General features: G+C 60.6%; 24 protein-coding genes. 7 read left to right on the forward strand and 17 right to left on the reverse strand.

Annotated features, from left to right (window positions below; all coding sequences use genetic code 11):
- The first annotated feature begins 58 nt into the window (after positions 1-58).
- Together GBM95_RS00455 and sppA are read left to right on the forward strand one after the other, a co-directional pair.
- Positions 59-718 (forward strand): HAD-IA family hydrolase, encoded by a 660-nt coding sequence (locus tag GBM95_RS00455; protein ID WP_226963090.1) that lies wholly within the window; start codon positions 59-61, stop codon positions 716-718.
- 8 nt (positions 719-726) lie between these two features.
- Positions 727-2535, forward strand: coding sequence for a signal peptide peptidase SppA (sppA, locus tag GBM95_RS00460; protein ID WP_152157280.1), 1809 nt, complete (start codon positions 727-729; stop codon positions 2533-2535).
- 61 nt (positions 2536-2596) lie between these two features.
- Here the strand turns inward: sppA and GBM95_RS00465 are convergent, their stop codons facing one another.
- The 3 genes from GBM95_RS00465 to GBM95_RS00475 all read right to left on the reverse strand — a co-directional run bounded on the left by GBM95_RS00465 (position 2597) and on the right by GBM95_RS00475 (position 6292).
- Positions 2597-3373: a HesA/MoeB/ThiF family protein gene (locus GBM95_RS00465; RefSeq protein WP_152157281.1), complete on the reverse strand. Its 777-nt coding sequence runs from the start codon at positions 3371-3373 to the stop codon at positions 2597-2599.
- Positions 3374-3457: 84 nt separating this feature from the next.
- The gene (locus GBM95_RS00470; RefSeq protein WP_152157282.1) at positions 3458-4963 is read right to left on the reverse strand and encodes a S41 family peptidase; all 1506 of its coding nucleotides are present in this window, start codon (positions 4961-4963) and stop codon (positions 3458-3460) included.
- An 87-nt stretch (positions 4964-5050) separates the two neighbouring features.
- Positions 5051-6292 (reverse strand): murein hydrolase activator EnvC family protein, encoded by a 1242-nt coding sequence (locus tag GBM95_RS00475; protein ID WP_152157283.1) that lies wholly within the window; start codon positions 6290-6292, stop codon positions 5051-5053.
- A gap of 119 nt (positions 6293-6411) precedes the next feature.
- Here GBM95_RS00475 and GBM95_RS00480 point away from each other — a divergent pair, with 119 nt between their 5' ends.
- The 3 genes from GBM95_RS00480 (at position 6412) to GBM95_RS00490 (ending at position 8363) form a co-directional block, all read left to right on the forward strand.
- On the forward strand, positions 6412-6816 hold the full coding sequence (locus tag GBM95_RS00480; RefSeq protein ID WP_139688247.1) for a rhodanese-like domain-containing protein: 405 nt from the start codon (positions 6412-6414) through the stop codon (positions 6814-6816).
- Positions 6817-6929: 113 nt separating this feature from the next.
- Complete coding sequence (gene secB / locus GBM95_RS00485; protein WP_152157284.1) at positions 6930-7469, forward strand: protein-export chaperone SecB; 540 nt, start codon at positions 6930-6932, stop codon at positions 7467-7469.
- A gap of 234 nt (positions 7470-7703) precedes the next feature.
- The gene (locus GBM95_RS00490) at positions 7704-8363 is read left to right on the forward strand and encodes a response regulator (protein ID WP_139688245.1); all 660 of its coding nucleotides are present in this window, start codon (positions 7704-7706) and stop codon (positions 8361-8363) included.
- 21 nt (positions 8364-8384) lie between these two features.
- Here the strand turns inward: GBM95_RS00490 and trmL are convergent, their stop codons facing one another.
- The 6 genes from trmL to ftsY form a co-directional block, all read right to left on the reverse strand.
- Positions 8385-8855 carry a tRNA (uridine(34)/cytosine(34)/5-carboxymethylaminomethyluridine(34)-2'-O)-methyltransferase TrmL gene (gene trmL, locus GBM95_RS00495; protein ID WP_152157285.1) on the reverse strand — a complete coding sequence of 157 codons (471 nt, stop codon included), beginning with the start codon at positions 8853-8855 and terminating at the stop codon, positions 8385-8387.
- A 26-nt stretch (positions 8856-8881) separates the two neighbouring features.
- On the reverse strand, positions 8882-9916 hold the full coding sequence (gene rpoH / locus GBM95_RS00500; RefSeq protein WP_152157286.1) for an RNA polymerase sigma factor RpoH: 1035 nt from the start codon (positions 9914-9916) through the stop codon (positions 8882-8884).
- A 93-nt stretch (positions 9917-10009) separates the two neighbouring features.
- Positions 10010-10900: a cell division protein FtsX gene (locus tag GBM95_RS00505; protein WP_226963091.1), complete on the reverse strand. Its 891-nt coding sequence runs from the start codon at positions 10898-10900 to the stop codon at positions 10010-10012.
- Between the two features lie 5 nt (positions 10901-10905).
- The gene (locus GBM95_RS00510; protein WP_152157288.1) at positions 10906-11580 is read right to left on the reverse strand and encodes a cell division ATP-binding protein FtsE; all 675 of its coding nucleotides are present in this window, start codon (positions 11578-11580) and stop codon (positions 10906-10908) included.
- 10 nt (positions 11581-11590) lie between these two features.
- The gene (locus tag GBM95_RS00515; protein WP_152157289.1) at positions 11591-13054 is read right to left on the reverse strand and encodes a Ppx/GppA phosphatase family protein; all 1464 of its coding nucleotides are present in this window, start codon (positions 13052-13054) and stop codon (positions 11591-11593) included.
- Positions 13055-13093: 39 nt separating this feature from the next.
- A complete protein-coding gene (ftsY, locus tag GBM95_RS00520; RefSeq protein ID WP_152157290.1) occupies positions 13094-14044 on the reverse strand; it encodes a signal recognition particle-docking protein FtsY in 951 nt (316 codons plus the stop codon).
- A gap of 14 nt (positions 14045-14058) precedes the next feature.
- Between ftsY and GBM95_RS00525 the strand changes: the two genes are divergently transcribed.
- Together GBM95_RS00525 and coaD are read left to right on the forward strand one after the other, a co-directional pair.
- Positions 14059-14763 carry an RsmD family RNA methyltransferase gene (locus GBM95_RS00525; protein WP_226963092.1) on the forward strand — a complete coding sequence of 235 codons (705 nt, stop codon included), beginning with the start codon at positions 14059-14061 and terminating at the stop codon, positions 14761-14763.
- Between the two features lie 13 nt (positions 14764-14776).
- Positions 14777-15259 carry a pantetheine-phosphate adenylyltransferase gene (coaD, locus tag GBM95_RS00530; RefSeq protein WP_152157291.1) on the forward strand — a complete coding sequence of 161 codons (483 nt, stop codon included), beginning with the start codon at positions 14777-14779 and terminating at the stop codon, positions 15257-15259.
- Between the two features lie 5 nt (positions 15260-15264).
- Here the strand turns inward: coaD and GBM95_RS00535 are convergent, their stop codons facing one another.
- The 8 genes from GBM95_RS00535 to GBM95_RS00570 form a co-directional block, all read right to left on the reverse strand.
- Positions 15265-17388: an AsmA family protein gene (locus tag GBM95_RS00535; protein ID WP_152157292.1), complete on the reverse strand. Its 2124-nt coding sequence runs from the start codon at positions 17386-17388 to the stop codon at positions 15265-15267.
- A gap of 186 nt (positions 17389-17574) precedes the next feature.
- Positions 17575-19134 (reverse strand): alkyl hydroperoxide reductase subunit F, encoded by a 1560-nt coding sequence (gene ahpF, locus GBM95_RS00540; RefSeq protein ID WP_152157293.1) that lies wholly within the window; start codon positions 19132-19134, stop codon positions 17575-17577.
- Between the two features lie 140 nt (positions 19135-19274).
- On the reverse strand, positions 19275-19838 hold the full coding sequence (ahpC, locus tag GBM95_RS00545) for an alkyl hydroperoxide reductase subunit C (protein WP_152157294.1): 564 nt from the start codon (positions 19836-19838) through the stop codon (positions 19275-19277).
- A gap of 115 nt (positions 19839-19953) precedes the next feature.
- Positions 19954-20319, reverse strand: coding sequence for a helix-turn-helix domain-containing protein (locus tag GBM95_RS00550; protein WP_152157295.1), 366 nt, complete (start codon positions 20317-20319; stop codon positions 19954-19956).
- A 113-nt stretch (positions 20320-20432) separates the two neighbouring features.
- Entirely contained in the window at positions 20433-21527 is a 1095-nt protein-coding gene (ychF, locus tag GBM95_RS00555; RefSeq protein WP_152157296.1) for a redox-regulated ATPase YchF, read from the reverse strand.
- Between the two features lie 75 nt (positions 21528-21602).
- The gene (locus GBM95_RS00560; RefSeq protein ID WP_152157297.1) at positions 21603-22109 is read right to left on the reverse strand and encodes a DUF523 domain-containing protein; all 507 of its coding nucleotides are present in this window, start codon (positions 22107-22109) and stop codon (positions 21603-21605) included.
- 6 nt (positions 22110-22115) lie between these two features.
- Complete coding sequence (gene pth, locus GBM95_RS00565) at positions 22116-22736, reverse strand: aminoacyl-tRNA hydrolase (protein ID WP_152157298.1); 621 nt, start codon at positions 22734-22736, stop codon at positions 22116-22118.
- Positions 22737-22786: 50 nt separating this feature from the next.
- Positions 22787-23215, reverse strand: a 429-nt coding sequence (locus GBM95_RS00570) for a DbpA RNA binding domain-containing protein (protein WP_193222528.1), incomplete at its 5' end; no start/stop codon positions are given.

Genomic DNA, 23215 nt, shown 5'->3' on the forward strand with positions numbered 1-23215 from the left:
CGGCTTTCCGGGAACCGTGCCGTTTTTGCATTCTCATCCGAGCGTCTGGATCTTCGACATGGACGATACGCTTCTTGCATCGTCCGCCGGGATCCTCGATGAGGTGCATGATCTCATGAACGACTTTCTCATCCGCCGCATGGGGTTCAGCGCGCAGAAGGCCAACTTTCTTCGCGAATATTACTGGCGCACCTATGGATCGACCTTCATCGGCCTCTGGCGTTGTCACGGCGTGGATCCGAGAGTGTTTCTGCCTGCAGTGCATGATTTTGACTATGCCCCTTATCTCGCGGGCCTGAAGTCCATGCGCTCCGTTTTGTCGAAGTTTCCCGGCAGACGCGTGCTGATGACGAACGGCCCGAGAAACTATGCCGACGCGATTCTGCCCGCGATCGGACTCAGGAGCTTCTTCGATCTTGAAGTAACGAGTTCGGACATGCGGGTCTTCGGAGACTGGCGGCCGAAGCCTTCCGTTTCCATGATGAAGGCGCTTGCGGCACGGCTCGGCGTCAGGCCCCGGGATGCTGTTCTGATCGACGACAGCCTGCTCAACCTCAGGGCGGCGAAGCTCGCCGGCATGCGGACCGTCTGGTGCATCGGCATGAGGCGCCGCCATGCCGGTCTGCGCATGCCCTGGAATGCGCCGATGGCCCATCCTGCCGTCGATCTTGTCGTTCATGATGTTGAAGAGCTTTTGCGCCGCATTGGGCGCATTTGAGAGTAACGATGCAACTTTTACGCTGGATCGGACGATGCCTCGATTTTCTTCGCAGGCTTGTCCTGAATGTGGTCTTTTACGGAATCCTCATACTCGCTGCCGCGCTCTGGTACTGGTCGGAGCCGGAGGCGCCGGCTATTGGTCCCCGTACCGTAATGGTGCTCGATCTGCGCGGGCCCGTCGTTGAGTCGGACCCCATGAGGCTCATCTCTGCAGACATGAGAATGTTCACGGGCAAAGGCGCGGAGTCGACCCGGCTGATTGATGTTGTGGAGGCGCTTGACCGCGCAGCAATGGATCCGGATATCGCCGGCGTGGAAATCGTGACGGGCGACCTTACCCGGATCGGTCTCGCTTCCGCAAGAACGATCGGCAATGCCGTTGAGCGCTTCAAGAGCGCGACGGGGAGACCGGTTTATGCCTGGTCCGAAAGCTTCAGTCAGGGACAGTATGCAGCAGCGGTCCATGCCGATGAGATATCTCTCCATCCGATGGGACTCGTCATGCTGCGGGGACTTTCAGGAGCAAATCTCTATTGGGGCAAACTCCTTGAGCACGTCGGCATCGGCGTCTCCGTCTATAAGGCCGGCGCCTTCAAGAGCGCGCCGGAAATCTTTACGAGCGATGCGCCTTCCAGGGAAAATCTTGAAGCTCAGAAGAGCTGGATGGACGCATCCTGGCAGGGGCTGACGGGGGATATTGAAAAGGCCCGGGGCCTGATGCCGGGAGCAGTGGATAAATATCTCAGGGAGCTTCCCGCCAGGCTTAACGACGGCGAAGATCCGGCAGAGATCCTGAAAACCTCCGGATTCGTCACGGATCTTCTGACTGAGGACGAGTTTGAAGAGAAGCTCGCGAAGCGCTTTGCTGAGGGCGGGGACAAGACGAAGCTGAAGCGCATTGATTATCTTGACTACCTCAATGCGACGGATCTTCCTGATGCCCCCGGCAGCGGCGTGGCCGTCGTTTTTGCAGAAGGCACGATCAGCTCGGGCGCTGCTTCGGGAATTTCCCCCGAAGAGCTTTGCGAGCGTCTTGAGCGGGCGGCAAAGACTCCGGGCACGCGTGCTCTGGTTCTGCGCATCTCAAGTCCGGGAGGAGACGCCATTGCGGCGGAGGCGATTCGCGAGAAGCTCGCGGCCATCAGAGCGAGGGGCATCCATGTTGTAGCGAGCATGGGCGATACGGCGGCTTCCGGGGGCTATTGGATCAGTCTCGGCGCAGAGCGCATCATCGCGGATCCCCTGACGCTTACCGGTTCGATCGGCGTCTTCTCGGTGATCCCTGATGCGGAAGGACTGCTCGCTGAATTTGATGTCGGCCGGGACGGCTACCGTACCGGAGAACTGGCGGAATTCGGCTCCCCTCTGCATCGTCCCAATGCCGCTGAAAGCGCAATTCTGCGCTCGGGCGTTGAACGTGTTTACGACCGCTTCAAGGCCCTTGCCGCAAATAATCGCGGAAGGACGGAAGCCGAAATCGAAAAGGTGGCTCAGGGCCGGGTCTGGACGGGCGCTCAGGCGCTTGAGCACGGGCTTGTCGACAGTCTGGGAGACTTGTCTGATGCGGTCAAGGTGGCTCGTCAGCTGGCCGACCTTCCTGACGACGCGCCGGTTCGCTACTTTGATGCGGAGCCTGACGGCATGTCGGCGCTTGTGGCGAAGCTTTCGGGAGAGGTTCTGGCCATGGTTCCGAAGAGCGCTTCCATGAGACTGTTTTTGCTGCCGGTGGCTTCAGAGCCTGAGTGGCAGCGGCTCGAGGCGCTCCTGAAGTCCCGCCGCGTGCTCGCATGGGCTGAAGTGCCCGAAGGCATCTGATCATTTGCCTGACAAAAAAGGCCGCCTTTCGTCTGAAGGGCGGCCTTTCTCCTGAGCGGGCTTAATGAGCCTTCCCGCAGCAGGGGCAGGTTGTTCTGCGCTTATAGGTCAATTCCGTCATTTCCATTCCGAAAAGATCGACCATGAGGAGCCGCCGCACAAGGGGTTTGCCGAAGCCCGCGGCAAGCTTGAGCGCTTCCGTCGCCTGCAGGAGTCCTATCGTGCCGGTGAGGCCGGAGAAGACGCCTAAGGTTGAGGCTTTTTCGTCATTGGCGGCATCGTCTTCGTCAAAGAGGCACCGATAGCAGGGGGAGTCGGGATCCCGGAAGTCGAAGACGGTCACCTGTCCGCTCATCTTGACGGCGGCCGCGAAGACGAGAGGCTTCTTTTCTGCAAGGCAGACGCGGTTGACGAGCTGCCTCGTGGCGAGATTGTCCGAGCAGTCGAGGACGATGTCGGCTTCCTTAACGAGGGGAGAGAGGTCTTCCGCGCTCTTCATGCGCTTCGTGATCGCCCTGGGCTCAATCTGAGGATTCCAGCGCCGGAGCTCCCGTGCGGCGTTCTGCGCCTTATTCAAGCCGATGGCGGCGCTTTCATGGAGGATCTGGCGCGAGAGATTGCTTTCCGACACCTCGTCGGGGTCGACGATGGTGATGTGGCAGGCGCCGGCCGAAGCGAGATAAAGGAGCGCGGGAGAGCCGAGTCCGCCCGCGCCGATGACGAGAAAGCGGGCGGCGATGATCTTTTTCTGACCTTCCTCGCCGAAGCCGGAAATCAGCATCTGGCGCGAAAGGCGCTCCCGAAGCGCGTCAAAGCGTTCGTTGTCAGTAGTGGGCATAAGAGCCGATCCTCTTTGTTCCGAAAGGAAGAGCCGCATCGCGCGATAGGGGCGGTGCGGCTCTTTCTGATGAAAGGCGAAAGGTTAGTGGGCAGGCTTTTCTTCTGCCTTCTTGCCTGCTTCAGCGGCGTCGGCCTTCTTCTCGAGGGCTTCCTTCGCTTTTTCCTTCTGGCGCTCAGCTTCGCGGAGCTTCTTCACGACCGAGACGGGCTGGCCGCGGTATTTGGAGAGCTCGACCTTGGCGCCCTTGAGCTGATTAAGGGCCTGGGTAAGCTGCCAGTCCTTGTCGTCGCCGAAGGTATACGTCCAGTCGGGGGACTTCACGGCGTCGTTGTCGTCATAGGGAAGGCTGTCCTCTTCCTTGGCGTTCTTCTGCTGGTTGGCAAGGTGATGCGCAAGATCCGCTTCGCGAACCTGGAAGGTCGGATAGTTGCCTTTGGGCGTGTCGTCGACATAGAGGTCCGGCTCAATGCCGCGCGCCTGAATGGAGCGTCCGGAGGGCGTGTAGTAGCGTGCGGTCGTGAGCTTCACGGCAACCGTCTTATCGCCGAAGGTCATCGGCAGAATCGTCTGCACCGATCCCTTGCCGAAGGAGCGGTCGCCGAGAATCGTCGCGCGCTTGTGATCCTGGAGGGCGCCCGCAACGATTTCTGATGCGGAGGCGGAGGACGAATTGATGAGCACGACGATCGGAACGGTCTTCGCCTTCGGCGTGAGCGCGGCGAGCGCCTTCACGGCATTGCCGGAACGGTAGTCGGATTCAACGGCTTTGAAGACGTAGTCGGACTGCGGCGTGCGGCCCTTCGTCGAAACGATGTCGGCGTTTGCCGGGAGGAAGGCCGCGCAGACGCCGATGGCAGCCTGAAGAAGTCCGCCCGGGTCGTTGCGCAGGTCGAGTACGAGGCCCTTAAGGTGTCCGGACTTCTCGAGCTTATTGAGGTTCTCGGCAAGATCCTCCGCAGTGCGTTCCTGGAACTGCGAAATGCGGATGTAGCCGATGCCGTCGGCAAGTTCCTTCATGCGCACGGACTGCGTTTTGATCATTGCGCGCTCGAGCGTGAACTGCAGGGGCTTCATTTCGCCCTTGCGCGCGACTTCAAGGCGAATCTTGGTCTTGGGTTCGCCGCGCATGAGCTTGACGGCGTCATCGAGCGGAAGGTCCGCAGTCGCCTCGCCGTCGATTTTGGTAATGATGTCGCCCGCGCGAATGCCCGCCCGGGCCGCCGGGGTGTCGTCAATGGGAGAGATCACGCGCACGCCGGCAGAATCCTTCGTCACCTCAATGCCGAGGCCGCCGAAAGCGCCGTGCGTGGCTTCATTCATATCCTCGAACCCCTTGGGGTCGAGGAAGTTCGAATGCGGATCGAGACCGCTCACCATGCCTTCGACCGCAAATTCAAGGAGCTCCTTATCGCTTACTTCGTCGACGTAGTAGTCCTTGACGGCATTGAAGACGCTTGTAAACTGGCGGATTTCCTGCAGCGGCAGTCCTTCGGCCGTGCTTTTCTCTGCATAGGCCTGAAAGCCGACGCTGGCGAGAACGCCGGCACAGGCGCCGGCAACGAAAAGGGAAAGAAGACGAAGTTTCATGCTTGATTTTTCTGTTTTCTTCTGAGCGGCAGCTTCCGAAGGGCGGGATGCTCGCTTCAGGGGGACCATCAGCCGGGTAATTCTCGCTTATTTGGCAAGCCACGGCTGAGGGTTGATGGGTTTGCCCTTGTAACGGATTTCAAAGTAGAGCCCGGGTTCATCGCTTGCGCCCGAAGTGCCGACGGTGGCAACGGTTTCACCCGCCTTCACTCGGTCGCCGACATTTTTGAGAATGGACTCATTATTGGCATAAACCGACATGTAGGTGTTGCCGTGATCGATGATGATGAGGTTGCCGTAGCCGCGCAGCCAGTCGGAGAAGACGACGCGGCCGGAAGCGCAGGCGGAAACTTCCGCACCTTCCGGCGCCCGGAAAAGCAGTCCCTGCCAGAGGGCCGTCCCGGTGCGGCGGCTGCCGAAGGTGGCGGCGATGCGTCCGGAGACCGGCTTTGTGAGACGGCCCTTGAGCTTTGCGAAGTTGCCTGAGGCAAGAGGTTCAACGGGCTTCGCACTGGCTTTTGCCTGCCGCGCTGCCTCGCGCTGCCTTGCGGCTTCCTCGGCCGCACGCTCGCGCTCGAGGCGCTTGTCAATATCGGCGACGAGGTTTTCAAGGCGCGTCTGGTCTTTCTTCAGCTTGTCGATCGCCGCCTGCTGGGTTTCGATGTCGCGCTTGAGCTTCTTGACGGCTTCCTGACGATCGCGCTTTTCGGAGAGGAGCTCGCGCCGGTTGGATTCTTCTTCACGCGCGATGCGCTGCAGTTCAGTGCGGCGCGCGCGCGTTTCCTCGGAAACCGTTTCAATGCGGGACTGTTCTTTTTCAAGGGCATCCGCAGCACGCACCTGGGCAATCGAAAGGTAGCGCAGCTCCGCTGCCGTACGGGAGAGCTCGTTGGGGTTGCCGCCTTCGATCAGGGACTGCCAGGAATGGCGTTGAGAATGAATGTACTGGGCGCGGACGATGTCCTCAAGAAGCTTCTCCGCGCCCGAGAGGTCACGTCCGACTGTCCGGCTGTCGCTGCGAAGCTCTGCGAGCCGGGCTTCCACTTTTTCGCGTTCGCCTTTGAGGCTCCTCAGGCGCCGGTTGGCGTCCGAAATAGCCTGATCAGCTTTCCTCAGCTCATCGTTGGCGGCTTCGCTCGCCGCCTCGCGCTCCGAGAGGCGCTTCTGCATGTCGGAGAGCTGCTTTTCGACGTTCGCCTTCTGATTTTCTGCACGCGCCTTCTGCTTGGCCGTGGCGGCCGAGCCGGAGGCGGCAGGCGCAGCCTCGGCGCAGAGTACAAGCCCTGCAGAGGCGGCAAGAAGGAGTGACAGCGAAAGGGCGCGGAGCATGGGAGTCAGGCTTCAATGGAACTGCGGAAATCGCAGAGAAGGCAAGAGCGGCCATGCGGCCGCCCCTTCTATAATTGTACTTTTGCGGCAATAACGCCACACTGACAATCTCTTTTGAAATGTCTCAGTTTCTTCTTCAGAACACGCTTCTTATTCTGATTGCGGTCATTGCGGGCGGTGCCCTTGCCATGCCGTATTTCAATCGCCGCCGTTATGGTCCGATGGTGACGCCTGAAGTGGCGGTTCAGCTCATCAACAAGCAGAACGCGCTCGTCATCGACGTCCGTTCCGACAAGGACTTCCGCAAGGTGCGCATCGCCCGTTCCGTCAATATTCCTGCCAATGTCATTCAGGGCCGTCTGAATGAGATCCCGAAGGAGCGCACGATTCTCCTCGTGGATAATTCCGGCAGCATGGCGGCCGGTGCGGCGAAGCTTCTGCGCGGCGTGGGCTATCCCAACGTCTATCTCCTTCAGGACGGCCTTGTCGGCTGGATGCGCGACAAGCTTCCGCTTGAATATTGATACTTTGTCCCCATATAAGGAACAGGCGGCGCACGCGTGATTCCGGGCGCTGTCCTCCGAAAACTCCGGAGACCTTCTGAAGGTCTTCGTTATTCTCAATCAAGGTAAAGAAAATGGCCGAAAACGAAAACGAGCAGCCCCAGGGCGCCGCAGCTGCCCAGCAGCCGCAGGATCAGCAGCCTGCCCAGGATGACCAGCCGGTCTTCCAGCTTCAGCGCTGCTACCTGAAGGATGCCTCTCTCGAGATGCCGCACGCGCCTGAGATCCTCATGGAGCAGCAGGATGCGGCCCCGCAGGTCGACATCCAGTTCGAAGTGAGCCAGCGCCTCATCCAGACGGATCTTTACGATGTGACCGTGCGCGGCACGATCACGGTCAAGACCGCCGGCGACAAGGCGATCATCCTCGTTGAAGGCCGCCAGTCGGGCATCTTCGCGATTCACGGCATTCCGGCCGAGCCGCTCCAGCACGTCACGAACGTTCTCTGCCCGTCGATGGTCTACCCCTATCTTCGCGCCAACCTCGCTGATCTGATGACCCGCGCCAATGTGCCGCCGGTGCATCTGCCTGAAGTGAACTTTGAAGTGCTCTATCAGCAGCGTCTTGCTCAGGCGCAGGCTGAAGCCCAGCGCAATCAGACGCCCGCGAACTGATAGACGCGCAGCAGTCTGACGGATGCTGTAAGGCATCCGGGCATGAGGGAGAGACCGGCGGATCGGTTGTCGAAGCCATTCGACAGAAGATCGGCCGGTCTTTTTTTCAATTCTTCTGCAAACCTCGACTTTTGGTTAATTCCCAATGCCGACTGCTCCTCTAGAATGGACTGACTGCATAAAAAAGGATTTCCCGCAGTCTGCGGTGAATGCTTCCGAGAGGGGAAAGAAAAAATGATTCGAATTCTGCTCATTGACGATCACACGCTTTTCAGAAGCGGCGTAAAGGCGCTCCTGCAGCGTCAGCCCGACTTTGAGGTTGTCGGCGAGGCGAGCGACGGTCTTGAAGGCGTCAAGCTCGTTGAGCAGGTTGAGGCCGATGTGGTGCTGCTTGACGTGGATATGCCGAGCATGAACGGGCGCGAAGCGCTCGAGCAGATTCGTGAAACGCATCCCGATCTGGCTGTTCTCATGCTGACGGTGAGCGAGGACTGCGAAACGCTCGGCGAGTGCCTGAAGCTCGGCGCCCGCGGCTACCTCCTGAAGAAGATTGATCAGGACTTCCTGCTCCGCTCCATTCGTGCGGCTTATAACGGCGACAGCGTGATTTCTCCGCAGATGATGACGAAGTTCGTCAACCGGCTTGCGGACCCGGAAGCAGGAAGAACCCGTCCGGCGCAGGGCCAGGATCCGGCGGTGCTTACGCGCCGCGAGCGCCAGACGCTTGCCTGGCTCGCCCGGGGCGTGTCCAATAAGGAAATTGCCCGTGCGCTCAACCTCGCCGAATCCACCGTCAAGGTGCACGTGCAGAGCATTCTCAGAAAGCTCAACCTTTCTTCACGCGTGCAGGCGGCGATCTACGCTATCGAGCATAAGATCGACAAGGAACTCTAAGTTCTGCTCCGGCAGGAGGCTTCAGACGCCTCCTGCATAGCCCTGCTGCCGCCAGGCTTCAAAAACCGTAACGGCGACGGCATTGGAGAGGTTGAGCGAGCGGTTGTCGGGCCTCATCGGGAGACGGATTCGCTGCTCGGAGGGAAATTGCGCCCGTATTTCGTCGGGCAGTCCAGATCCTTCCGAGCCGAAAACGAACCAGTCGCCGGGTCTGAAGGAAAGAGAGGAAAAGATGCTCGAGCCCTTCGTCGTCATCGCGAACATCCGCTTGGGGTTCGGCTTTTCCGCCGCAAGGAATGCGTCGAAGGAATCGTGAATTCTGAGGGTCGCGTATTCCCAGTAGTCGAGCCCCGCGCGCTTCATGTGCTTGTCCTCGAGCGAAAAGCCGAGCGGACGCACGAGGTGAAGGGCGCACCCGGTATTGGCGCAGAGACGGATGACATTGCCGGTGTTGGGCGGGATCTCGGGGTGAACGAGCACAACGTTGAACATGGGATTTCTGGAAGAGTCAGGAAATATCAAAAGGGATCTTCGCCGGCAAGTTCGCCGTGCATCTTCTTGATGGCAAGCTTTTCGATCTGCCGCACGCGTTCAGCGGAAATATTGAATTCCTTGGCAAGCGCCTGGAGCGTGACGGGCTTGGCGTTCCCTTCCGCATCCACATTGAGGTAGCGCGCTTCAATCACTCTGCGGCTTCTCGGGTCGAGCGAAGCGAGCGCCTTCTGAAGGCCTTCGCCTTCGAGGCGCTGCTTGTCCTCTTCTTCGAGCATGGCCTCTGGTTCGTCGCTCTTGCGGGTGAGCCAGTCCGAAGGGGAATAATTTTCATCGCTGTCGGAATCCGAAGGCGCATCGAGCGAGGCTTCCTGGCCGTACATGCGCTCCTCCATATCGAGGACTTCCTTGGGCTTCACGTCGAGCGTGAGCGCGATGCGTTCGGCTTCATTGTGGGTGAGCGCCGCCTGACTGTCTTCCTTGAGCTGGCGGAGATTGAAGAAAAGCTTTCGCTGATTCTTCGTCGTCGCGAGCTTCACGATGCGCCAGTTCCGGATGATGTATTCCTGAATTTCGGAACGAATCCAATGCTGCGCAAAAGTCATGAGCCGCGCGCCGCGGTCCGGGTCATAGCGGCGAATGGCCTTCATGAGGCCGATGTTGCCTTCCTGGATGAGGTCCGCATAGGGGAGCCCGTAGCCGAGATAGCCGCGGGCGATGGACACGACGAGGCGCAGGTGAGAAAGCACCAGCTTCTGCGCGGCGGCGAGGTCGTCATGATCACGCAGATCAATCGCGAGCGAGCGCTCTTCCTCAGCCGAAAGCATGGGAGCTTTTTCCGCAGCGCGCAGGAAGGCGTCGAGCGTTCCCAGACCACCGGCAGGAACCGGCAGTCCTGCGGGCTCATACGGGACGAGACTGCCTGAAGGCTTGAGCGCCGGCAGCAGGCTTTTCGGTTCGCGCCCGGGCGCGGCGTCATCGGCGATGGCAAAGTCATCGTCGCTGGCGATGTCGTAAATGTCGTCTGAATGAGTGGCCGCTGAGGCTTTTTTACTGGACATGAGGCGAGGGAAAGCCGGGAAGGAGATCTGTGATGCGCCTCAAGATAACACTTTCAGGCAGGCGCACATGCGGCAAAGGTGCAACACAGCGTGTCAGCGTCCGGATTCGCGGATGATGCCTCTCCAGGCCGAAAGGGCGGCGAGAGCGGCAACGAGGCTTCCGATAAAGGCGCTTATGCCGGCAAAGCCCCAGCACCAGACGGCCGGCGGAAGGGAAATCCGCAGCTCGCCGCCATAGAGCGCTGCGGCATCGTTAAGCGCCGGGCTGAGGACGATGAGGCCGGCTTGGGCGAGCAGCAGCGCCAGACCGGCGGCGGCTCCCATCAGAACAAAGCCTCGCCAGGCATACGGGCGAACGGCAAAAATGGGCGTCGCGCCGAGCAGGTAGAGCGTGCGCATTTCGGATCCGGCCGCGAGCGTCGTGAGCCGGATGGCCGTCTCGAGCACCAGAACGACAAGGAGCGCCGTAACGGCGCCGAGGCAGCCGAGGCCGGTCCAGACGGCGCGGGATACGCTCTGGAGCTTCTCGTGCCAGGAGGCCTCATAGGGGACGAAGTCGACGGAAGAGAGCGCTTCAATGCGTTTGGCGACATCCTCGATTTCTGCGGAGGTTGCGTCAGACGAGAGCGTCACGATGAGAATGTCCGGGAGCGGATTGCTGCCGGTTCGCTGCGGGAGTCCGAGCTTCTCATTCAAGCCTTTGAGCGCCTCATCCCGGGGAATGATCTGCGTGGAGGCTACCCAGGGCATGGCCTTTACGTCCGACTCGAGTTTGTCCATCGGCGCTTTGTCTTTGGCAAAGACCGTGAGCTCAACGGACATGGGCAGGCTTCTCAGGGGTTCGGAGAGGCCGTAAAAAACGAGGGCGATGAAAAGCGGTATCGAGAGCGCGAGCGCAGCAAGCAGAAGCGACAGAAGCGAACGCGAACCGTCGCGCTTCAGGCCGCGCAGCATTTCGGAAAAAGCCCATCGGCGGGGAGTCATGAAGCTCATGGAAGAACCTCAACGGCGCCAGGCGTGGCGAGCGTGATTTCGCGCACCGGAGTGCCGGCAACGGGGAGAGCCTCGTGGCTTGCCGCTACAACCGTAACGCCGGCGCGTACGAAGGCCGCGAGGAGCGCGAGAAGCGCCTGAGCATTTGCTTCATCAAGGTGCGCTACGGGTTCGTCGGCAAGAATGACCACCGGGCGATTGACGACGGCCCGGGCGAGAAGCGCCAGCTGCTTTTCGCCGGCGGAAAGTCGTCCGGGCAGGGCGGGAGCAAGTTCGCCGATGCCGCATTTTTCAAGCGCGAGAAAGGCTCTGCGGCGCGCCTCCGCGTAGGATTCCTCAGCGGCAAGCGCCGGCAGCATGACGTTCTCGTGGACGGTGCGGTCTTCGAGAAGTCTGCCGTCCTGCATCATGAGTCCCATGGAGCGTCTGAGCCAGCGGCGCTCCATTTCGCTGAAGCTGTCGACGCGGTCGCCGGCAACGACGACTTCTCCCGAGGTCGGCTTCACCAGACCGGCAAGAAGCTTGAGAACTGTGCTTTTGCCGCTCCCTGTCGCGCCGCGCAGGACAACGAATTCGCCTCTGCGGACAGAGAGCGAAACGCGATCAACGGCAGCCGCGCCATTGAAGATGACGCTTGCCTGGCGAAGTTCAAGAAGAGCAGCATCCGCCATGGGAGGACCTTCAGAATTTCTGGATGGAGAGATGGCGGCCGATCTTGCTCCAGAATTCCGTTTCCTCCCGCAGGAGATAGTCCGTGAGCGGATGGGCATTGAGCCAGACTTCTTCCATCCGCATTTCGATGCCCTCGGCCGTACGCTTTGCATCCATCACGGGGAGCGCGACATCCTTGCGGGCGTGCGCAAAAATGACGGCAAGGCGGAGCGCCAGCACGGTTTCCGTTGAAATGAGGGTGTCGAGCTTGTCTTCAACCTTCTTGAGCGTGCCTCTTTGCGCGAGCACGAGCGCGGCGAGGCGATCCTGTTCAAGGCGGCTGAACCCCGGCATGTCGGCATTGCTCACGATGTAGTGGCCGTGCCTGTGGTAGCGCGAGGAGGAAATGATCATCCCGCATTCATGAAGGAGCGCAGCCCAGCGCAGGTAGCGTACTTTCTCCGGATCTGGTTCGGAACTGAGCGTGCTGTATATCGCCTGAGCGATGTTGGCGACCCGGTTCGCCTGCTCGCGGTCAAGACGCGAGGCTTCCATGAGCGTTTCAATGGAGACGTCGCGCGTGTCGCGGTTCGATACGCGTCCGAGAAGATCGTAGAGGAGACCGACGCGGAGAGCGCCCGATGCGGGCCGCATCTCCTCGATGCCGAGCACGCGGTAGACGGCCGTGAGAACGGCAATGCCGCCGGCAATGACTTCCCTGCGGTCTTCCTTGAGTCCGGGGAAGGAAATTTCGCTGATGTCGCGCATGTCGAGAAGCATCCGGCGCAGCTTCTCAAGGTGCTCGGGACGAACGACGCCGTCGGTCCATCCGAGAGCGCGGCAGATGTCGCTCACAGCGCCGAAGGTGCCTGCGGAACCGTAGGCCTCGTCGTAATTGCCGGCGCCGAACGTGGTCATGCTTTCCTCGAGTTCGGCGGCGCATGCCGTGGTGGCGCGTTCAAGCGACTTTGCCGTGATGCGTCCGTCTGCGAAGAAGCGGATGGAAGTATTGACGCACCCGATGCGGTAGCTTTCATAGCGCTTGGCGTCAAGTCCCTGACCGATGATCATCTCCGTGCTCGCGCCGCCGATGTCGACCACGAGACGGCGCTTGTCGGAAGGAGGAAGCGTTTGCGCGCAGCCCTTGAAGACGAGGCGCGCTTCCTCGTGACCCGAGAGGATGTCGATCGGATAGCCGAGGACGTTCTGCGCTTTCCTCAGGAAGTCCTGCGCATTCGTAGCAACGCGCATCGCCTGCGTGCCGACGGCGCGCACGCGTTCCGGGGGAAGCCCTGCGAGGCGCTCATTGAAGCGGGCAAGCGCAGCGAGCGCGCGGGCCTGAATTTCCGGCGTAAGCGCTCCGGACTTGTCAAAGCCTCCGGCAAGCCGGACGGTTTCCTTCCAGTAGCTCTGCGTGACGATGCGTTCGCCCTCTACGCGGCCGATTTCAACGCGGAAGCTGTTGCTGCCGAGATCTACTGCACCTAATAGCATTTTCTGTCCTTTGAAAGCTTTTGCGTAACGTGGCTGTCTTCAGCTGCCGCTTTCGTCGTCCTGAGGATCGAGCCCGACCAGTGCGCTCGAAAATTCGTGCGCGTTGAAGGGCTGCAGATCCTCCAGTTTTTCTCCCACGCCGATGTAGTAGATCGGCAGGGGTTTCTCGCCGCGCATCGCGGTGATGGCGGCAAGAACGCCGCCCTTGGCTGTGCCGTCAAGCTTGGTGACGATGAGGCCTGTGAGATGCGCGTAGAGATCAAATGCACGAACCTGAGCGAGCGCGTTCTGACCGTTGGTGCCGTCGACGACAAGGATCACCTCGTGAGGAGCACCTTCCATGGCTTTCTCCTGGGAGCGGCGGATGCGGCCGAGCTCTTCCATCAGGTTGGTTTGCGTGGGCAGCCGCCCTGCGGTGTCGGCAATCACGACATCCATGCCGCGGGCGCGGCCTGCGGAAACAGCATCAAAGACGACGGCGGCGGGGTCGCCGCCGGTCTGCGAGATGACTTCCACGCGGTTGCGTTCGCCCCAGACGGCAAGCTGCTCCCGGGCGGCTGCGCGGAAGGTGTCGCCTGCTGCGAGCAGAACGCTTTTGCCGTCATCGGCAAAGCGCTTGGCAAGCTTGCCGATGGATGTGGTTTTGCCGGCGCCGTTGACGCCGCACATCATGATGACGCAGGGCTTGGCCTGGTCCGTATTGAGCGTGCCTTCTGCCGGAGCGAGTATTTTTTCGAGTTCGTCGCGCAGCGCACGGCGGACTTCATCCTGGGTCTTGAGGCCCTTGAGCTTAATGTCATCGCGGAGGCGCTCTAAGATACGCGTGGAGGTCTCTACGCCGACATCGGCGGAGATCAGAGCGTATTCGAGTTCCTCGAGAAAGTCGTCGTCAACGACGCCTCCGGAAAAAAGTCCGACGATGTTGACGCGCGTGCGCGAAAGGCCGCGTTTCAGGCGGGAAAGCCAGCCTTCAGAAGAACCAAAACCCATACTGATAGATAGCGATGAAAAATCCGAAAAAGGAGCGCGGGCGCTCGAATCTCGTAAGTTTAACAACCTCTTCGCGTGCCCGAGCAGGGGAAGTGCGCCTTGTGGGCGGCATGTGGCGACGCACGCCGCTTGCGGTGGCGGATCTCGGAGGCCTGAGGCCGACGCCGGAGCGCGTGAGGGAAACCGTTTTTGACTGGCTGCGGCACCTTTTCGGGACTTTCGAAGGCCGAAGCGCGCTCGATCTTTTCGCGGGCTCCGGGGCTTTGGGGCTCGAGGCCGTCTCCCGCGGCATGTCTGCCCTTGATGCGGTGGAGCTCGACAAAGTCCAGGCTAAGAACATTCTTCAGACGGTCGTGAGGCTTAATGCCGGAGAAATCGTGCGCATCCATAGGGAAGATGCCTTCGGGTTCCTGGGCCGCACGACGGAAAGCTACGACGTCATCTTCATCGATCCGCCCTTTGCGCTCGATCTCCAGAACGAGGCGATCCGCAGGGCGCTCCCCCGGCTGAAGAACGAGGGAATTCTCTACGTGGAGCGCACGGGCCGGAGGACAGATGAGGCGCTCCTCGACGAACTCGGGCTCGTGCGGCTCAGAAGCACTTCGGCAGGACAGGTAGACTGCGAACTCCTGGCGCGAAAAGAGAGCCTGATGGCCGGGCTCGCGCGCGAGGAGAAGCCTTCAAAAAAGAACAAAGAACATGCGCCGGGAGCGCAATGAGGAGCATTAAGGAATGACGATTGCGGTTTATCCCGGAACCTTCGACCCGATGACGAGCGGACACCAGGATCTCGTGCGCCGGGCGTCGAACATTTTTGCAAAAGTTTATGTGGCCGTAGCGCAGAGCGTGGGAAAGCACCCGCTGCTCACGCTTGAGGAGCGCTTTTACTGCGCGAAGCTTGTTTGCGCTGACTATGCCAATGTGGAGGTGCTCCCTTTCACCGGGCTCCTCAAGGATTTCGTTCGGACGCACGGCGTGAATGTCATTGTGCGCGGCGCCCGCGCCGTGAGCGATTTCGAATACGAATTCCAGATGGCGGGCATGAACCGGCAGCTCATGCCCGAAGTGGAGACGGTGTTCCTCACGCCTTCGGACCAGTTCCAGTTCGTGAGCGGCACCTTCGTGAGGGAAATCGCCCGCCTCGGGGGCGAGGATGCCTCACGCTTCGTTGACCCGCGCATCTGGCCGCTTCTCAAGGCGGCCGCAGAGCGATAGAGGGATCAGATTGCGGGAGAAGCGGGTTTCTGAGGCGCCGGTTCGTCCTTTTCCCAGGGCATCTTCGGGAGCTTCCAGTCAGGGAGCTCTATTTCCGGCATTTTGATGTCAGGAAGCTCAAGCCCCTGCCAGAAGTCCTTGATGGCGCGTTCAACCCTGCGGCCGAGCCGGTCGAGCGTCATGGGTTCTCCCGATCGGGCCTGATTGACGGCCTGAGCCGCTTTGTCCCATTCTGCGGTCCAGACGGGAGCCAGGTCTGATCCTGTCTGAGCGCTCGCCGCCAGGCTGAGTTCGGGGAGCTTTCCGGCAGCAGGTGCATGGAAGACGGCATGAATGAGGAGGTTGCCGCTCAAGGCTTCTCCCGTAAAGCTGGCTGACCAGCCCTCGGCGCTTGCCTTCCCTTCGGAGAGGATGAGCCGTCCGTCCTTCACTGCCGTCGTGAAGCTGAGCTCATTAAAGGCGGAAACGGAGTGCGGCTGACGTACTTCGGGCGGCGTGGCGTCAGGCGTTTCGTCGGCAAGAATCCGGAAAGCGAGCGGGACGTTGAAGCCTGAGAAAGCGCCCGACGCAATGCGGACGGTTCCGTCCGCCTGCAGAAGCTTTGCCGGACTTTCAGGGGTTTGAACGCTGCCCGCGAGTGCGAGCGTTGCATCCGTGCGCCCTGAGATGGCGGCAGGACGATTCTGGCTGGAGAACCAGCTTTCCGCGCGGCCGTCGCGGGCCCTGATGTTCGCATGCCAGGCGCCGTCCGGCGTCAGGATGGCGGCAAAGTCTGTTTTGCCGCCCAGCCAGTCGCCTTTCCCTTCAGAAAGAATGAGGCCGCCCTTGAAGAGCTCCGCATGTGCGGAAAGGTCGGAAAGCCCCCAGACGGGGCCAAGCCCGGCGATTGAAATATTGCCTCTGAAGTTGATGAGCGAGAGCCATTCGAGATCCCAGGGAAGCTGCGCGAGCCGTTCGGACGACAGTTCGCCCAGCGTGAGGTCGCCATTGAGGCTGAGCCGGCGGTCTTCGGTTTCTGCCGGTGAGGAGGAAGCGTTGAAGGAGAGCGCAGCGCCGAGGAGCGTGCCGGTGAGGCGGATCTCTGCAGAGCCGTCTTCCGACCATGAGGCATTGCCGGTAAGGCGGCTTTCAGTAGCTTCGCCCGAAGCGTCTTTCGGGGCAAAGCGCGTCGTGAGGTCGATCTGGCTCAGTTCCGTGTTCTGCGGCTGGAAGCGATGCATCGCCTTCAGCGTTCCCGAGGCGGAGAGCTGACCGTCGCGCGTATTGAGAGCGGCGGAAAGCGAAAGCCGGTCGCTCGCAAACGTTTCCGGAGAGAGAAGCGCTGACGGGGCGGCGGCGGTAATTTCAGGCCCGTTTGCAAAAACGGTTCTGGCGTCCGGCGACTCGATCTGCCAGCCCGAACCTGTGGGCGCAACGGACTTCGCGCGCACTTCCGCGTGCACGCTTCTGCGGTTCCAGAGGCCGTCGAGCGTGACGGCAGGGGAATCGAGCGCGAAGCGCGTCAGGAGGTCGCCTGCACCATCCTTAAAGCGCACGATGCCGGCAAAGGATGCTGAACCTGAGACGGAGGCGCTTTCGAGCATGCCGGCGAGCCGTATTGCGCCGCCTTTTTCACTGATGTTTTCAAGGCGCGCCTGAATTGCGGAAAGCCGGGCCTCAGCCGGGCCGAAGACGCCCGCATCAAAAGCGATCGTGCTGTTGCGAAGCTCCATGAGCTCGACGTCCCAGAGCGTCGTGGAAAGTCGATTGGCGGCTTCTGAAGCCGCAGGCGTGCCGGGTTTCGGGTTATAGGAGAGCCCGTCGACAAGAATGTGGTCGATGCGCGGGGATTCAGCAAAGAATGACCAGGGCTTGAGTTCGATGACGGCAGCGTCGAAGCGCCCGGCCGCAGAGCCGTCCGTTGAGTGCGTGAGCGCAGCCGCGGGAAGCGTGATGCGCAGCTTCGGCAACCGCTTGATCTCGATGGGGCCCTGGAACTCCGCGTTGAGCGCGAGATGCGCATTGAGCGCTTCAGCAATCCGGTGACCGACGCGATCCGGCGTGATCCACCAGGCAAGCGCGGTCACGAGTATGAGGACGATGACGGCGGCAAAAAGGAAGACTGCAAGCAGAACGCGGATGTAGCGCATAAATTTCGAGGGCGGAAGCCGGAAAGAAAGCATGGAGTTTCGGCGACAGTCTGCCACATCGGGAAGCAGTCTGTTTCCTGCTGCCGTGAATAGAAAAAGCCGGGAACACTTGCGTGCTCTCCGGCTTTTTCCTGCGTCGGACGCTTTCTGCAGGGAAAATTCCATGCGGGAAGCGCTCAGGAGGCGTTACTTGGTTTCCTGACGAATCAGCCAGTCAAAGGCGCCGAGCGCAGCGGTGGCGCCGCCGCCAAGCGCAATGACGACCTGCTTATAGGGAACGGCCGTGCAGTCGCCGCCGGCGAAGATGCCTTCAGCAGAAGCAGCGCCGTGCGCGTCGACCACGATTTCGCCCCACTTGGTGAGCTCAACCGTGCCCTTCAGGAAGTCCGTATTGGGGACGAGACCAATCTGCACGAAGCAGCCGGCGGCCGAAACCGTGCGCAGTTCGCCCGTGGCGCGCTCGCGGTAGGTGACGCCGGTAAGCACCGTGCCGTCGCCTTCGAGCTTCTCAATGTCGAGGTTGTAGATGATCTTCGCGTTCGAGGTCGATTCGAGGCGCTTCACGAGGACTTCGTCCGCGGTGAGCTTGCCGCCGCGCTGCAGCAGCGTGACGGAGCGGCAGAGCGCAGCGAGGTCGATCGCCGCTTCAACGCCGGAGTTGCCGCCGCCCACAACGACGACGTCCTTGCCCTTGAAGAGCGGACCATCGCAGTGCGGGCAGTAGGCGACGCCGTGACCCTGGTATTCCTTTTCACCCGGAACGCCGAGCTGACGCCAGCGAGCGCCCGAGCAGACGATGACGGCCTTGGTCTGGAGCTTGGCGCCGCTCGAAAGCTCGACTTCCCAGTATTCGCCGGCTTTTTCAAGCTTCACAACGCGTTCGAGCGCCATAACGTCGACGCCGTAATGGTTGACGTGCTCCATGAAGCGGTTGCCGAGCGCGACGCCGTCCGTCATCAGGATGGACGTGAAGTTCTCGATGGAAGAGGTTTCATTCACCTGTCCGCCCGGGCGTTCGCAGACGACGCCGGTGCGAAGACCCTTGCGGGCGGCGTAGATCGCCGCAGTGGCGCCCGCGGGGCCGGCGCCGACAACGAGGATGTCGAAGGGCGCCTTGGCGGAGAGCTTCTCAGCCTGAGCCTTGACGAAGCCTTCGTCAAGCTTGGCGACGATTTCACCGAGCTCGTGACGGCCGGAAATGAAGGGAGCGCCATTCAGATAAACGGTCGGCACAGCCATGATGTGGCGGGCCTTCACTTCGTCCTGGAAGAGCGCGCCGTCAATCACGGTGACGGAAACGTTCGGATTGAGGATCGCCATCAGGTTGAGCGCCTGCACAACGTCGGGGCAGTTATGGCACGAGAGAGACATGTAGATCTCGAAGTCGTACTTGCCCTTGAGGCTGCGGACGCGCTCGAGGAGGTCCGGATCTTCCTTGCTCGGATAGCCGCTCGCCTGAAGCATGGCGAGAATAAAGGACGAGAATTCATGACCCATCGGAAGCGCGGCAAAGCGCACGCCCATCTTTTCACCGGTGCGGCTGACCGTGAAGCTCGGGCGGCGAACCTGGGCGCTCACGTCTTCGGTGGCAAGAGTGATCTTGCCCGAAACCGAGGCGACGTCCTTCAGGAGGGACTGAATCTGGCCGGATTCGGAAGAACCATCCGGAGCAAGGGTGAGCGTAATCGGATCGGAGAGACGGTCAAGATAGCCCTTGACCTGTTGAAGAGCGGAGGCATCAAGCATTTTTTGGACTCTGACAAATCAGAAAATGAGGGGGTATTAAAAAAAGGCCGCGGCATTGCCGCGGCCTTTCTTCAGCGGCCGGAGGCGAACTAGGCCTGCATAACGGACTGCTGAATTTGTCTATTCGCTTCAGTCAGCGATTAGATCTTGCCCACGAGATCGAAGGACGGGGTGAGCGTTTCCTTGCCGGGACGCCACTTGGCCGGGCAGACCTGGCCGGGGTTCTTTTCAACGTACTGGGCAGCTTCAACCTTGCGCAGGAGCTCGGCAGCGTCGCGGCCGATGCCGCCGTCATGGTGTTCCATGACAACGATCTTGCCGGCGGGGTTGATGACGAACGTGCCGCGTTCAGCGAGGCCGTCCTTCTCAATCATGACGTCGAAGTTGCGGGCGAGGACGCCGGCCTTGTCGCCGAGCATCGGGAACTTCACCTTGCCGACGGCTTCGGAGGATTCGTGCCAGGCCTTATGCGTGAAGTGCGTATCGGTGGAGACGGAGTAGATCTCAACGCCGAGCTTCTTGAACTCTTCGTAGTGTTCGGCGAGGTCTTCGAGTTCCGTCGGGCAGACGAACGTGAAGTCGGCCGGATAGAAGAAGACGACGGACCAGTGGCCCTTCAGGTCAGCATCGGTGACCTTCTTGAAGGCGCCGTTGTGATAAGCCTCGGTTTCAAACGGGAGGATTTCAGTCGTAAGAAGAGACATTTGAAATTCCTTAAGAAGTGGAATTGAACGTGATGGTTGTTACTGTAGCGATAATTTATTGACTTGTCAAACTTAAAAAGTAAAAACTATTGTCAACATGTGTCAATCACTACTCTCAGCGCAAACGATCAAACTGTTTGCGGATATTGGGTGCGAGCCGTTCCAGTGCGTCGAGCGTCGTAAAGATGGAGGCGCGGCCGCGCTGGGAGAGTTCGCGAAAGCGCGAAAGGAGTTCGTTTTCCTCTGCAATGACGAGATGTCGTTCGGCCGTCAGGATGTAGAGCACATCGAAGCCGCAGGCCGCCAGTCGGGGCATGCGCCAGATGCCGGGGTCGGCATCGCCCGATTCGAAGCGTTCGTATGCTTCGAGCGGAACGCCGAGGAGCTGCGCAATCTGACGGGGCTGGTAGCCGAGGCGCACGCGTTCGGCGCGCAGCCTTGCACCGGTTTCCTGTCTTTTTTTCGTGGAGGTCGTTGCCATGAGTTTGAGTGCTGAGAAGCTCCGTTCATTTTGGAGCGGAGATGAAAAAACGGCCCCTTAAAGGAGCCGCTTTTTATCTTCAGATGTAACTGAAGGCTGAGGCTTCGTGCGCTTTAGACATTGAAGAGGAAGTTCATGACATCACCGTCCTGGACGATGTAGTCCTTGCCTTCCGCACGCATCTTGCCAGCTTCCTGGGCGCCTTTTTCGCCATTGTAGGCGATGTAGTCGTTGAAGCTGATCGTCTGGGCGCGGATGAAGCCGCGCTCAAAGTCCGTGTGAATGACGCCGGCGGCCTGAGGCGCCGTGTCGCCCTTGTGGATGGTCCAGGCGCGGACTTCCTTCACGCCGGCGGTGAAGTAGGTCTGAAGGCCGAGGAGGTCGTAGGCGGCGCGGATGACGCGGTCGAGGCCCGGCTCATGCATGCCCATGTCCTCGAGGAACATCTGCTTGTCGGCGTCGTCGAGGTCGGCAATGTCGGCTTCCGTCTTGGCGCAGACGGCAACCACCGGGGCATTTTCCTTGGCGGCATATTCCTTGACGGCGTCGAGCAGGGGATTCCCCTCAAAGCCGTGCTCCTCGACATTGGCGACGTACATCGTCGGCTTCATCGTGAGGAGGAAGAGCTGACGGATGACGACCTTCTCTTCGTCCGTGAGCGGCACGGAGCGGGCGGGAAGGCCCTCGTTGAGCACGGGCTGGAGCTTTTCGAGAACCTGCACGAGCTTGAGCGCTTCCTTGTCGCCGCCCGAACGGGCCTGCTTCGAGTAGCGGTTGAGCGCCTTTTCAACAGCGGCGAGGTCGGCGAGCGCGAGTTCGGTGTTGATGACGCTGATGTCGTTGAGCGGATTGACTTCGCCGGCAACGTGAACGATGTTGTCGTCGTTGAAGCAGCGCACGATGTGCGCAATGGCGTCGCATTCGCGGATGTTGGCGAGGAACTGGTTGCCGAGGCCTTCGCCCTTGCTCGCGCCTGCAACGAGGCCGGCGATATCGACGAATTCCACTGCAGCGGGAACAATGCGCTGCGGATGATCGATTTCAGCGAGCTTCTTCAAGCGCGGATCGGGAACCTCAACAATGCCGACGTTGGGTTCAATCGTGCAGAAAGGATAGTTTTCCGCCGCGATGCCGGCCTTCGTAAGCGCGTTGAAGATGGTGGACTTGCCGACGTTGGGCAGGCCGACGATGCCGCATTTCAGACCCATGGTGTTTACTCTTCTTTTCTGGTGGGAGTCATCCGAGCTCCGGAAGCTGTACCGGAGGGGGACTCATTCTAAAGGTTAATCGGATTCGGGGCGCGAACCTGAGAGTGTTCGGGAGAAAGACTCAAGCGCATCTTCCGAAAAGAGGGTTAAGCCCGCGCCGGCGAGGAGTTCAGCCGTAATGCCGCGTCCTGGTGTCAGCGTTCTCGAGAACGTTCCGTCATAGATTGAACGCGTGCCGCACGAAGGGCTCTTGGCTTTGAGAAGCGCGAATTCTGCTCCGGTCGCCTCTGCCCTGAGGAGTGCGAGACGTGCGCCGCGGCAGTATTCGCGGGTGCAGTCCCGGCCTTCCTTCGTAATGACGCGCCCGTTGCCGGCGAAGACATCGGCAGCGGTTGCGCCCGGTTCGATCTCGCAGGGAGGCCGCGGAATCGGAAGTCCGCCCTCTGCTTCCGGACAGATGGGAATCCAGCTGATTTCAGGAAGCTCCCCGAGCCGTGGAAGGATTGAGGGCTTCTCTATTCCGTCGTAGCGGCAGGCGAAGCCCAAAAGGCACCGGCTGATCAGAACCGGGATCGCGCTCATTGCGCCTCAGCTCGCTTTCGCAGGCTTCGCGGGCGCCCCGTATTTGGCGATGGCGCGGTGAGCCTTTTCCATTTCGCCTTCGGCCCAAAGTTCAGCGGTCGGCAGCGCTGCGTCGACGCAGGTGCGGATCGCTTCGGCGTGTTCGGCAGAAGGCGAGGAAAGAACAAAATCAAAGACCTGCTGCGCAAGTCCGAGCGTGCGCGGGTGTCCGATGCCGAGGCGGAGCCGCCAGAAGTTCGGCGTGCCGAGCTGCTGGGTGATCGACTTCAGTCCGTTGTGGCCGGCATTTCCGCCGCCCTGCTTGATGCGCATGCATCCCGGAAGGAGATCCATTTCGTCGTGAACGACGAGGATCTCCTCGGGCTTGATCTTGTAGTAGTTCGCGACCGCAGAAACGCTTTCCCCTGAGCTATTCATGAAAGTGAGAGGCTTCAGGAGCCAGACTTCTTCTCCTGCAATGCGCGCCCGCGCAATTTCGCCCTTGAATTTGGGTTCATTGCGGAAGGTCCCTCCGTTCTTGTCGGCGAGTGCATCGAGGAAGCGGAATCCGGCGTTGTGCCGCGTTCTCTCATACTCGGGCCCGGGATTGCCGAGCCCGACGATGAGACGAATGGGAGTGTTTGCCATATCAGCAAAAAATCTCAGAACAAGTGAATAAGGCCGTAGGCGGATGAGGCTCAGCGGCGGGGGCCGCGGTCATCGTCGTCAAAGCGGCTGTAGCGGTCGTCGCCGCGGGGCGCCCAGCGGCTGTCGTCATAGCGGGGCTGACGGGGACGATCGTCGAAACTGCGACCGCGCGGACGGCGTTCGTAATTCTGGCTGCCGTCATCGTTCCTCCTGCCGCCGTTGTCGAGACGCACCGTCACGGGAGCCCCCTTGAAGCGGACGCCCTGAAGCGCTTCGATCACGTCGTTTGCCACATCAGAATCCACATCGGCGAGGGTAAAGCGATCAAAGATGTCGATGGCGCCGATCACGCGCGAGCTCACATTGGCTTCGTTGGCAATGGCGCCGACGATGTCGCCCGGACGGATGCCGACCATGCGGCCCGCACCAATGAAGAGGCGCGTCTTGCCGGGTTCGGGCTCGGACGGTTCGCGGCGCGG

It is taken from the genome of Sutterella seckii (genome assembly GCF_009183815.1).
Taxonomy (GTDB): Bacteria; Pseudomonadota; Gammaproteobacteria; order Burkholderiales; family Burkholderiaceae_F; genus Sutterella; species Sutterella seckii.